Source organism: Candidatus Phytoplasma fraxini, from assembly GCF_038024965.1.
GTDB lineage: Bacteria > Bacillota_I > Bacilli_A > Acholeplasmatales > Acholeplasmataceae > Phytoplasma > Phytoplasma fraxini.
This window is the reverse complement of sequence record NZ_CP146843.1, coordinates 367,799-380,356: the sequence shown is the minus strand read 5'-3', so window position 1 is coordinate 380,356 and position 12,558 is coordinate 367,799. Positions and strand designations below refer to the sequence as shown.

The window sequence follows — 12,558 nt, the reverse complement described above, 5'->3', positions numbered from 1 at the left end:
AATAAAAATTATTTTCAAATTTTTCAAAAAACCTTTTATTAGTTCAACAAAAATTCAACAAAATTATCAAGAAAATTTGATAAGATTTGGAACGGTTGTGAAAGTTAAAATTTAAACAAATATTTTTAATAAATAAATTTATTTAAACAAATTTATTTATGTTTTTACAAAAAAATAAATAAACAATTAAAATTTCTAAAAAAAATTTTTTAGAAAGAAATGTGTCTTTCTGATTGTTACGTTTTTAAAAATACTCTGTAGGAAGATTTTTAATATTTTAACTCTTAACTATGTAGTTAAGAGTTAAAATATTAAAAAAAATATCTTTTGAAATTAACAAATTATAAAAAATATTAGAAACTTTTTATCTAATTAAAATGTTTTTTTATTAGTTTTAACAGATAAGAAATTATTTATTTAATTTTAATTCTTAAAAAACATTGTTGGAAACAAAATTTTTCTCAAAAAAATAAAACAGCGCAAAAGCAGTACATTCAATAATATTTCGAATAAAAAAATAAAAACATAAATTTAAATTTATGTTTTTATAAATTAATATTTATAATGAATTTTTTTGCATGTTATTTTATATATAATATTTTATTTTTATTTTTACAATGTTTTTACTTAAAATTATTTTTTAAGATTTAATTTCTATAATATAGCGCTGAATTTTTTTTGATATTAAAATAAAAAGACTTAATAAAAAAAATAAATTAAGTTATAATTATATTGAATATTTATTTTTTATTTTTGTTTTATGTTATTATGAAAAATAAAAAAAATTTTAAAAACGAGGATGTATAATGAAAGTAATTGTTATTGGTTGTAATCATTCAGGAACAGCCGCCGTTAGAACAATGTTAAAAAAAAACAAAGATCTTGAAGTTAATATTTATGAAAAAAACGACAACGTTTCTTTTTTGTCTTGCGGAATAGCATTATATATCGGTGGAGTAGTTAAAGATCGAAAAGGTCTTTTTTATTCTAGTGCCGAAGAATTAACTCATTTAGGAGCTAATGTTAAATTAAAACATGAAATTCTTCACCTAGATTTAGAAAAGAAACAAATTTTAGTTAAAGATTTAACAAATGGTTATGAATTTTTTGATAATTTTGATAAATTAGTTCTGTCTACTGGTTCTTGGCCGATAATTCCTAATATTCCGGGTATTCATTCTAAAAACGTTTTATTATCTAAACATTTAGAACACGCTAATAAAATTATTGAATATGCTAAAAATGTTAATAAAATAACAGTTGTAGGTGCAGGATATATTGGCGTAGAATTAGCTGAAGCTTTTTCTAAACAAAAAAAAGAAGTAACTTTGATAGATATCGAAAATAGAATTATGCCTAAATATTTAGACCCAGAATTTACTTCAATAGCTGAAGAGAGTTTACAACAACATAATGTCAAATTAGCTTTAAATCAAAAAGTAATTGAATTCGAAACTAAAGATGGTTTAGTCACTGATGTTAAAACTGATAAAGGTTCTTATGAAACCGAAATGGTTATTGCTTGTATTAGTTTCAGACCTTATACCGATTTAGTTAAAGGTATTTTAACATTAGATGCTAATAACGCTTTGAAAGTAAATGAATATTTACAAACTTCTCATCCTGATGTTTATGGTTGTGGTGATTGTATAAATATTGTTTATAATCCTCTGGATAAAAAAAGCATGTATATCCCTTTAGCTACTAATGCTGTAAGAACAGGAACTATTGTAGGTTTGAATATTTACGAAAATATTTATAAATATTCAGGAACACAAGGTACAAGTTGTATCCAAATTCATGATTTAAGTATTTCTTCTACAGGTTTAAACGAACATTCAGCTAAATTATTAGGTATCAATTATGATACAATTACAATCAAAGATGCTAATAGACCAGAATTTATGCCAGAATACGATAAAGTTTTATTAAAGATTTTATTTAATAAAGATACTGGTGTGCTTTTAGGTGGTCAAATATTATCTACTACTGATTTGACTGAAAAAATGAATACTTTAAGTGTTTGTATCGAACAAAAAACTACTATTGATGTTTTAGCTTTTAAAGATTTTTCTTTTCACCCTTATTTCAGTAAACCATGGAGTTTGTTAAATTTAGCTGGAATTAAATATTTAGAAACTACTAAATTAGTATAAATAGTAATCGAAAAAACTATTTTTAATAGATATAAACATAGTTTTTATTTTTCTTTATAAAAATAGTATGCAAAATAAATAATTTTAATTCGACAAATAATCATTTTATATTGTTATTTTTTTTTAACATTTTTGCAATTATTAGTTTAAAGTATATTGAATTTAAAAAAATATTTTAGTTTTGGCTAAATTATTTGAAATAAAATAAAAAAATAATTAAAATATTTTTTGATTTAATAAAATTTTGTTAAATTATTTTTATATTGATTGAATTTTTTTATGTTTTAAGAAAGGTACAAATATAAAATGATTTTTAATTTTGTAAAAAAATTTTTTAATTCTTCTGATAAATATTTAAAAAAAATAAAACCATTATTAGAACAAATTAAAAAATTCAGCGATGTGTTTGCTAAATTAAATAATGAAGATTTTCCAAAAGAAACAGAAAGATTACAAAAACTTTATCACGAAGGAGCTTCTTTAGATGATTTATTAGCAGAAGCTTTTGCTTTATCGAAAGAAGCTTGTAAAAGAGTAACAGGTTTAGTTCCTTATGATGTTCAAATGTTAGGTGCTATCGTTTTACATAAAGGACAAATTGCTGAAATGAAAACAGGTGAAGGTAAAACTTTAACTTCTGTTATGCCTGCTTATTTAAACGCTTTAAGTGGCCAGGGTGTTCATATTGTGACTGTTAATGAATATTTGGCTCGTCGTGAATCTGAAGGCCAAATAGGAGATGTTTTTCGTTTTTTAGGAATGACTGTGGGTTTAAATATCAAAGAACAAAATCTTCAAGCAAAAAAATTAGCTTATAAATGTGATATTCTTTATTCTACTAATAGTGAATTAGGTTTTGATTATTTAAGAGATAATATTCAAATTAATGTTGAAGATTTATTGATGACAAGAGAATATAATTATGCTATTATTGATGAAGTAGATTCCATTTTAATTGACGAAGCTAGAACACCTTTAATTATTTCTAGTCCGGCTAGACAAAGCATAAAATTTTATAGAGATGCCAATCGTTTTGCGAAAACTTTAAAACAAGATTGTTATGAAATTGATTTAGAATCTAATACAATTGAACTTTCTGAAAAAGGCATTCAAAAAGCTGAAATTTTTTTTCAAATTAAAAATTTATATAATGGTATTAATTATAATTTATTACATTGCATAAAAAACGCTTTAAAAGCTTGTTTTCTTATGAACAAAAATAAAGATTATTTAGTAGATAATGATAGGATTTTAATTATTGATCGATTTACTGGCAGAGTCTTACACGGAAGACAATTTAGTGATGGTTTACATCAAGCTTTGGAAGCTAAAGAAGGCTGTCATATTGAAGCAGAAACCGAGATTAGCGCAACTATTACTTATCAAAACTTTTTTCGTATTTATAAAAAGTTATCTGGTATGACTGGTACAGCTAAAACAGAGGAAAAAGAATTTATTAACATTTATAATATGAGAGTTATCGAAGTTCCAACTAATAAAGTAATGATCAGAGAAGATGCTCCTGATTTTGTTTTCGCAACTTTAAATGAAAAATGGGAATCTTTAATTCAGGAAATAGAAACCAGATATAAAAAAAAACAACCTATTTTAATAGGGACTGTTACTGTAGAAATTTCAGAACAAATTTCTAAAAATTTAAAAAAAAGAAAAATTCCTCATGAAGTTTTAAATGCTAAAAATCATTTAAAAGAAGCAGAAATTATTGCTAAAGCTGGTCAAAAAGGTTCTATTACGATAGCTACTAATATGGCCGGACGTGGTACAGATATTCGTTTAGGCGAAGGGGTAGTAGAGTTAGGCGGTTTAGCTGTTTTAGGAACTGAAAGACATGAATCTAGAAGAATCGATAACCAATTAAGAGGTCGTGCAGGTCGCCAAGGAGATCCAGGATTTTCAAGATTTTTTGTTTCAGGAGATGATGATTTAGTACAACGTTTTGGTGCTAATAAAATTCAAAATATAATTATATTGTTACAAAAAAATAAAGATAAAAATAATAATAACAAACATATTTCTTTTAAATTTTTTACTAGATTTTTTACTAATATGCAAAAAAAAATTGAATCTTCGAATTTTGATTATCGTAAATTTATTTTACAGTTTGATTCTGTATTAGGTTTACAAAGGGAAATCATTTATCAACAAAGAAAAGAAATATTAATGACCGACAAAATAGAAGAATTAGCTTTAAATATGATAACTAAAACAGTAGATGCAAAAGTTAAATTTTTTTTGTTTAATAAAATGTTAAAAAAAGAAGAACAAAATCTAATTGATTTTATTAATTATTTAGAAAAATTATTTTTGCCTAAAGATTCTATAACAATAGAAGAATTAAAAGAACAAATAGAAAACACAAATACAAGTGATGTTGACAAAAAAATAATTCAATTGGTTCATGACAAAATAGTTAATATTTTAGCTAAACATAAAGAAAACTTGATAATTGATGATAAAGAATACTACACTCAAACTTTAAGATTGATTATGCTCCGAAATATTGATAATCATTTTAAAACTCATATTTCTGATATGCATACTTTAAGCAAAAGTATTAATTTTGTGAGTTATGGACAACAAAATGTCTTAACAGTTTACCAAGAAAAAGGGCGTATTTTTTTTAATGAAATGATTGATAAGATTTCTTATGACATAACACATATGATTTTAAAATTTTCTTTGGTTAAAGAGGATTTATTAGAAATGAATAAACAGCAAGAAAGCGAATCCAAAAACAATAATTTAAATCAAGATTCTTTAAATAGAAAGAAAAAAAGAACAAAACACAAAATAGCAAAAAAACCATGGAATTAGAATACTGTATTATAAGGATTTATTGAATCATATGGAAAAATACGAAATTAATAAAATTTTAGAAAATTGTAAAATCATTTTATTGGATTTAGAACAAAAAATAGATTTAAAAGAACAAAAAGAAAAACTTAATCAATTAAATAAATCAATGACAGAATCTTCTTTTTGGGAAGATAATAATAATATTACAGAGATTACTAGAAAATGTCATAAATTACAAGAACAAATAAATAATTTTACAAATTTAGACAAAAAAGTAAATGATTTAATTTTTTTATCGGATATAATAGAAGAAAATACTGATGATTTAGTGGTTTTGGTAAAAGAATTAAAACAACTTCAAAAAGATATTAAAAATTTTGAAATTAATATTTTATTAAATCAACCTTATGATGAGAATAACGCTATTTTAACTTTGCATCCGGGTGCTGGTGGTACAGAATCTCAAGATTGGTGCGAAATGTTATATCGTATGTATCAAAAATATGCTCAAAAGAAAAATTTTCAAGTAAAAATATTATATTTGCAACAAGGATTAGAAGCAGGATTGAAAACGGTTAGCTTATTGATTCAAGGTAAATACGCTTATGGATATTTAAAAACAGAAAGAGGTGTCCATAGATTAGTCCGTATTTCTCCTTTTGATTCTAATTTACGAAGACATACTTCGTTTGTATCTTGTGAAGTTTTACCAGATATTAAAGAAGAAATTAAAATTGATATTAAAGAAGAAGATTTAAGAATTGATGTTTTTAGAAGTAGCGGAGCAGGCGGACAACACGTTAATACAACAGATTCAGCTGTTAGAATAACTCATTTACCTACTAATATAGTAGTTAATTGTCAAAATGAAAGAAGCCAAATCAAAAATAGAGAAAAAGCTTTACAAATTTTAAAAACCAAATTATTAGATTTATCTTTCACAAAACAAAAAGAAAATGAAAATATGTTGAAAGAAGGACAAAAAAATATTAGTTGGGGAAACCAAATCCGAAGTTATGTTTTTCATCCTTATCAAATGGTAAAAGATCACCGAACTAATCATGAGGTTTTTCAATTAGATTTAGTTATGAATGGACATTTAGATGAATTTATAAACGCTTTTTTAAGAAAATCACAATAAAAAAATATATAAAATAAAATTTTATTTTTTAAAAAAATCTTAAAAAACATTATAACTCAGAATATTCTTAATGCTAATATAACTTATAAAGATAATTGAATAAATTCAACAACCGCTATTAAAAACATTTTGAAAAAAGACATATGAAAATAATTACATTAACAAAAAAAATATTTTTCTAAAAAATCAGGTCTAATGACATATCTCTAGAAGTCTGTTACAGAGGATATCGTGACAGTTAAGGATTGTGTTAACAATATATACCTTATCGAAAATTAAATTTATTTTATCATTCGAAATCCCTTTTGAGGGATATAAAGATGTTAAAAGACACAAAATGTATAATATATCAATACAAAAGGAAATGTATTTTTATGCAAAATATTATCAATTATAATAATAATTATAAAAAAAAATTTTATAAATGGTTTCTTGTCATAATTAATGATATTTTCTTAGCTTTTACGATTTATTTTTTTTTTATAGGCCCTAAATTAAATAATGGCGGTTTAGATGGTTTATCTTTATTAACAAATCAAATTATTAATTTTTTTTTTCAAATTGTTTATCCAATCCCAAAATTTTTGATTTATGGATATTTATTTTTATTTTTTTGTTTAATTTATTAACAATATTATTAGGTTATAAATTTTTTGGTAAAGAATTTTGTCAAAACACATTGTTGTCAGCTGTTTTGTTAACTTTTTGTTTTTTTATTTTGAATCATTATATAGGAATTGATAATAGAAACAAAATTTTATTATATTTTTCAATTTTAATAGAAAATCAGAGTGTCTTATTTATGATATATTCTATTTTAGGAGGATTATTTATTGGTTATACCTTGAGTAATATTCGTAATTTAGGTTATAATACGGGTGGTATGGATATTTTGCAAAAAATTTTAAAAGATATTTATGGTATTAATTTTATTATGGTTTTATTGTGCACCGACGGAATTATTATTTTTTTGTCTTCTTTGGTAGAAGATAAAAAAATAAGTAATTTTTTTGTTAGATTATTTTGTTCTTTTTTATCTTTAATTATTGTTGGCTTTATAATTGAAAAAAGAGATGTTTTAAATAAAAAAAACATTTAAATGAATAAATTTTGAATTAATTTTGACATATATCAATGGAAAATAGTAAAATACATTTCAGAAAGGTTTTTATAAGTGTACAAAAATGGTTATGTTAAAATAGAATTATCAAGTCCCGATTTGCATATTGGTAATTCTTTTGAAAATGCTAAAAATATCATTAAAATTTTAAACAAAAGTAAATCAAGTTTTGTTTTATTTTCTGAATTATGTTTAAGCGGTTATACAGCAGGAGATTTATTTTTTGAAACTACTTTTTTAAAAGAAAACTTGAATTCTTTGGAATTCATTATTAATAATACTTCTTTTCAAGGCGTTTATTTTATTGGAATGCCTTTTTTATTGAAAGAAGTTCTTTTTAATGCAGCTGTTGTTATCCAAAATAAAAAAATTTTAGGTATTATATTAAAAAAAACAATCCCTAACTATAAAGAATTTAAGGAAAAAAGATGGTTTCAATCAGGAAAAAATATAAAAACCGAAATAATAAATTTTTTAGGACAAAAAGTTCCTATAGGAAATATTTTATTTATTAATAAGGAATTTGATATTGTATTTGGTGTTGAAATTTGTCAAGATTTATGGACAATCGAAACCCCGAGTGATTTATTGGTTTTGAATGGAGCTCATTTAATTTTTAATTTATCTTCTTCTACTGAACATGTAGATAAAGATACACTTCGTAAATTAGCTGTTTTAGATCATTCTCGTAAACAAATTGGAGGTTATTTTTATACTAGTAGTGGTATAACCGAATCTTCTTTAGATAATCTTTTTTCTAATCATAAAATCGCTGCTGTTGCAGGCCGGATTATTGGTGAAAAAGATTTAACAAATCAAGATATTAGTTTAGTGGTAGATGTTTGTGTAGACTCTATTAAATATCAGAGAAGAATAGATACAACTTATGCGGATCAAATTATTGGTAAAGAATTCCCTTTTTATAAGTCTTATTTTAATTTAAATAAAGTAGAATGTTATGAATTTGAAAAATCTTTTAATACAACACCTTTTTTAAATGAAGATAAAACAGAATTAAATAAACAATTGAAATTATCTAATGTTATTCAATTGTTATCTTTGAAAACAACAATGTCGTCTAATCCTGATGATAAAATTTTATTAGAAATGAAAAATAGATTAAACGAAATTTTAACTCTTTTAGTAGCGGTTCAATATTTGAAAGATAATAAAAAACCTCTTCAAAATTTAGAAATTATTATAAAAGAAGATAATTATATAGATGATTCAGAAAGATTATTTTTTGCAAAAAAATTACTTCAAAATTTAGGTATAAATAATGTTACAATTTTTCGACAAGAAATGAAATGTTTTGAAGCATCATTTAATTATGAATTGAATAAATTAGTTTTAGTAAGCGATAATTTATCTGATAATGCTAACGGGGAAATAACTTATAATTGTCAATCTAATAGTCATTTATATAATTTAAATTCAGGTATACCTAATACTTTAATGGTAGAATTAATTATTTTTTATTTTCAAACAAAATATCGATTTGTTGACGAAAATATTAAAAATTTTTATTTGCATCAAATAGAAAAATTTTTAGATCAAAAGATTATTATAGAAGATTTTATGTTGTATTATCATTTGAATAATGGTTTGTCAAAAGAAAAAATAGCTTTTTTATTAGAACAAACATTTTTTTTGAATTATAAAGAAAGTTTGTTATTGATTTCTCAATATATTAAAAATTTTTATAAAAATCAATATAAAAGAAACAGAATTTCTCCTGGTCCTAAAATCTTATCTTGTAGTTTGTCATATCGTACAGAATTACAACTTCCTATTAACATCGATAGAGAAGATACAAAATTAAATATATTAATTTATTAATTTTAAAGGTTTAATATGAAAAAAAAAGTAATTATTGGATTATCTGGTGGCGTTGATAGCAGTGTAGCTGCCTTTCTTTTAAAAAAACAAGGTTATGATGTTGAAGGTGTTTTTATGCGTAATTGGGATAGTAGTTTGAATTATGATATTCAAGGTAATTCTTTTATTAATGATAATATTTGTCCGCAAGAACGAGATTTTAATGATGCTCTTCAAGTAGCTAAACAGTTACAAATTAAATGTCATAAAGTAGATTTATCAGAAGATTATTGGAATCAAGTATTTCTTTCTTTTTTAAAAAGTTTAAAAGCCAATTTAACACCTAATCCAGATGTTTTATGTAATAATAAAATTAAATTTACTGCTTTTATAGAATATGTTCAACAATTCAAACCTGATTATATAGCTATGGGGCATTATGCTAGAATTATTTATAAAAATCAAAAAAATATTTTAGTTAAAGCTTTAGATAATAATAAAGATCAAACTTATTTTTTATCTCAATTAAAAGAACAACAGTTAAATAATATTCTTTTTCCCTTAGGAGAATTTACTAAAGAACAAGTTAGAAAAATTGCTTTGAACGAGAAATTAATTACTGCTACTAAAAAAGATTCTACTGGAATTTGTTTTATCGGCGAAAGAAATTTTTTTGTTTTTTTAAATAATTATTTAAAAACCAAAAAAGGACCTATAAAAGATATAAATGGTGTTTTTTTAAAAGAGCATGAAGGTGTTATCAAATATACTATTGGCCAAAGAAAAGGATTAAATTTAAAAGTAACAAAAGAAAACCAATCTCCTTGGTATGTCGTTGGTAAAGATTTAAAAACTAATACTCTTTATGTTGATCAAAATTCAGACAGTGATTATTTATATAGTGATTCAGCTTTAGTTGTAGATGTTGTTTGGAGAGATTGTGGTTGTTATTTTTATAAAAAAAATGATAAAATGAAAGTATCAGCTAAATTTCGTTATCGTCAACCTGATCAAGAAGTTGAAATATTATTTTTGGATGATAATAAAATTAAAGTGAACTATTTTCCAAAAATTAAATTAGTTACTCCTGGCCAAGTTTGTACTTTTTATAAAGGAGATTTTTGTTTAGGTGCTGGGATAATAAAAGAAGTTTATTCTCGAAATAAAAAAATGATTTATGTATAAATTTACTTTAAACTTATGTATTTGCATTTGTTTAATGTTTGAAAATATCATTTATAAATTATGTATATAAAATGGAATAGGCGGTTTAGTTTGTGTTATTATTAACAAATACAACTGATAACGAATCTAAACAAGAAAATAAAATATATTCTGAATTAATGGCTAAAATTAAGTCATATATTAAAAATACTGATATTTTGAATAAAATACATCAATCTTATTTATTAGCTAAAGAAAAACACAAAAATCAAAAAAGAGCTACAGGAGAAGATTTTATTATTCATCCTATTATGGTTACTCAAATTCTATCTGATTTAAAGAGTGAACCTAATACTTTGATTGCGAGTTTGTTACACGATACACTAGAAGATACTGATTTAACTCTGGAAGAATTAAAATCTTTTGCAGGTGAAGATGTTGCTGTCTTAGTAGAACGAACTACTAAATTAACTAAAATTGTGTTTAATCAACAACAAACACAAATTGACAATCAACAAAAAATGTTTTTAGCTATGGCGAATGATATTCGCGTAGTACTTATTAAACTAGCTGATAGATTGCATAATATGCAAACTTTAAAAATAATGAGACCTGATAAAAGAGTGCGTATTTCTAAAGAAACTTTAAGTATTTATGTTCCTTTAACACATCGTTTAGGTTTATTCAAAATCAAATCAGAATTAGAAGATTTATCTTTTCGTTATATTAATCCTAATGAATATTATCGTATTTCTAGTTTGATTAATATGAAAAAAAATGAAAGAGAAAAATCTATTAACAAAATCATTAGTAATATTGAAGTTTTATTTCATAATTCTAATATTCAAAATTGTTCTATCAGCGGAAGAAGCAAAAATATTTATAGTATTTATAAAAAAATGAATAAAAGGAAATTAAGTTTTGACGAAATTTTTGATTTATTAGCTATTCGTATTATTGTAGATGAAGTAGATTTATGTTATCGTTGTTTAGGAATTATTCATTCTCATTATGTACCTTTACCATTAAGATTTAAAGATTATATTGCGGTTCCTAAATCTAATTTATATCAATCCTTACATAATACTGTTTTATCTGAAGATGGAACTTTATTTGAATTGCAAATAAGAACTAAAAAAATGAATGAAATCGCTGAACAAGGAATTGCTGCACATTGGGGTTATAAAGAGAATATAACTTATTCCAAAAAAGATAAACAATTAGAAATTGCTCAAAAATTGAGATGGTACCAAGAATTAATTAAAATAACTCAAGATTCAGATAGTAATTTGCATAAAAATTCTAAATATTTTGTCAATGCTATTAAAAATGATATTCTAACAGAAAATGTATATGTTTTTACTCCCAAACAAGAAGTTTTTGAATTACCAAAAGGTTCCACACCCATTGATTTTGCTTTTTTCATCCATTCTTCTATTGGTTACAGAATAACAAACGCCATTATCAATGGTAAAATTGTATCTTTAGATTACATTTTAAAAAACGGTGATATTATTGATATTCAAACTAATAAAAATGTTTTTCGTGTAAACAAAGAATGGTTAACAATAGTTAAAACCGTTTATGCTAAAAAATTAATTAAAAAATTTTTAAATAAAAATAAAAAAGAAAATTTATATTTAATTCAAACAGGTCAAGAACTTTTAAAAAAAGAATTAAATAGCAAACAAATAGATTTTGTAATTGATCCAAATTTTTTAAATAAATATTTTCATAAACAAGAAATCCATAATGTGAATGAATTATATATTGCTATTGCTAATAAAAAAATTACTTGTAACTTAGTTATCAGTAAAATTTATGAAGCTTTAGACAAAAAAAAAGAATCAGCAGATACTAAAATACTTAAACATTATGATAAATTATTTTATTATAATGATATCGGTGTTTTCGTTGAAGGAGTTAAAAACGTTAAATTACAATTAGCTAATTGTTGTTCCCCTGTTTTCGACGAAGATATTTTAGGTTTTATTTCTAAAGGGCAAGGTGGTATTAAAATTCACAGAAAACAATGTCCTAATTTATATAAAAATAGTGCCGATAAAATGATTTCTGCACATTGGCATAAAAATACTAAATTAAAATATTTTACTTGGATTTTTTTAATAGTGGCACGAGGCCCTTCAGTTTTTATTGATATTAATAAAAAAATTCATTTATTAGGTATTGATATTTTAAAAATGAACGTAATTAATTACAAAAATAATGAAACAAAAATTAGATTAAAAATTTTAATTAATAATATTCAAGAAATAGAAAAACTTATTTCTCATTTATCTCAATTGCCGAATATTTATCAAATTTATAGAGGAATTAATTAA

At 23.2% G+C, this 12,558-nt stretch carries 8 protein-coding genes; all 8 read left to right on the top strand.

Features of this window, described 5'->3' with window-relative positions:
- The first annotated feature begins 806 nt into the window (after positions 1 to 806).
- The 8 genes from AADV48_RS01985 to AADV48_RS01950 all read left to right on the top strand — a co-directional run bounded on the left by AADV48_RS01985 (position 807) and on the right by AADV48_RS01950 (position 12,558).
- Positions 807 to 2,156 (top strand): FAD-dependent oxidoreductase, encoded by a 1,350-nt coding sequence (locus tag AADV48_RS01985; protein ID WP_341266404.1) that lies wholly within the window; start codon positions 807 to 809, stop codon positions 2,154 to 2,156.
- Positions 2,157 to 2,465: 309 nt separating this feature from the next.
- A complete protein-coding gene (gene secA, locus AADV48_RS01980) occupies positions 2,466 to 4,991 on the top strand; it encodes a preprotein translocase subunit SecA (RefSeq protein ID WP_341266845.1) in 2,526 nt (841 codons plus the stop codon).
- A gap of 31 nt (positions 4,992 to 5,022) precedes the next feature.
- Positions 5,023 to 6,114: a peptide chain release factor 2 gene (gene prfB, locus AADV48_RS01975; RefSeq protein ID WP_341266403.1), complete on the top strand. Its 1,092-nt coding sequence runs from the start codon at positions 5,023 to 5,025 to the stop codon at positions 6,112 to 6,114.
- A 374-nt stretch (positions 6,115 to 6,488) separates the two neighbouring features.
- The gene (locus tag AADV48_RS01970; RefSeq protein ID WP_341266402.1) at positions 6,489 to 6,743 is read left to right on the top strand and encodes a hypothetical protein; all 255 of its coding nucleotides are present in this window, start codon (positions 6,489 to 6,491) and stop codon (positions 6,741 to 6,743) included.
- Positions 6,728 to 7,213 carry a YitT family protein gene (locus AADV48_RS01965; RefSeq protein ID WP_341266401.1) on the top strand — a complete coding sequence of 162 codons (486 nt, stop codon included), beginning with the start codon at positions 6,728 to 6,730 and terminating at the stop codon, positions 7,211 to 7,213. Before AADV48_RS01970 ends, AADV48_RS01965 begins: the two co-directional genes overlap by 16 nt.
- Positions 7,214 to 7,288: 75 nt before the next feature.
- Positions 7,289 to 9,073 (top strand): nitrilase-related carbon-nitrogen hydrolase, encoded by a 1,785-nt coding sequence (locus tag AADV48_RS01960; RefSeq protein WP_341266400.1) that lies wholly within the window; start codon positions 7,289 to 7,291, stop codon positions 9,071 to 9,073.
- Positions 9,074 to 9,088: 15 nt separating this feature from the next.
- Positions 9,089 to 10,237 carry a tRNA 2-thiouridine(34) synthase MnmA gene (gene mnmA / locus AADV48_RS01955; RefSeq protein ID WP_341266399.1) on the top strand — a complete coding sequence of 383 codons (1,149 nt, stop codon included), beginning with the start codon at positions 9,089 to 9,091 and terminating at the stop codon, positions 10,235 to 10,237.
- Positions 10,238 to 10,329: 92 nt separating this feature from the next.
- The gene (locus AADV48_RS01950; RefSeq protein ID WP_341266398.1) at positions 10,330 to 12,558 is read left to right on the top strand and encodes a RelA/SpoT family protein; all 2,229 of its coding nucleotides are present in this window, start codon (positions 10,330 to 10,332) and stop codon (positions 12,556 to 12,558) included.

Bases quoted from the DNA above. Each gene is read 5' to 3' on its own strand.
- AADV48_RS01985 (WP_341266404.1), top strand. From the start codon at position 807: ATGAAAGTAATTGTTATTGGTTGTAATCATTCAGGAACAGCCGCCGTT.
- prfB (WP_341266403.1), top strand. From the start codon at position 5,023: ATGGAAAAATACGAAATTAATAAAATTTTAGAAAATTGTAAAATCATT.
- AADV48_RS01970 (WP_341266402.1), top strand. From the start codon at position 6,489: ATGCAAAATATTATCAATTATAATAATAATTATAAAAAAAAATTTTAT.
- mnmA (WP_341266399.1), top strand. From the start codon at position 9,089: ATGAAAAAAAAAGTAATTATTGGATTATCTGGTGGCGTTGATAGCAGT.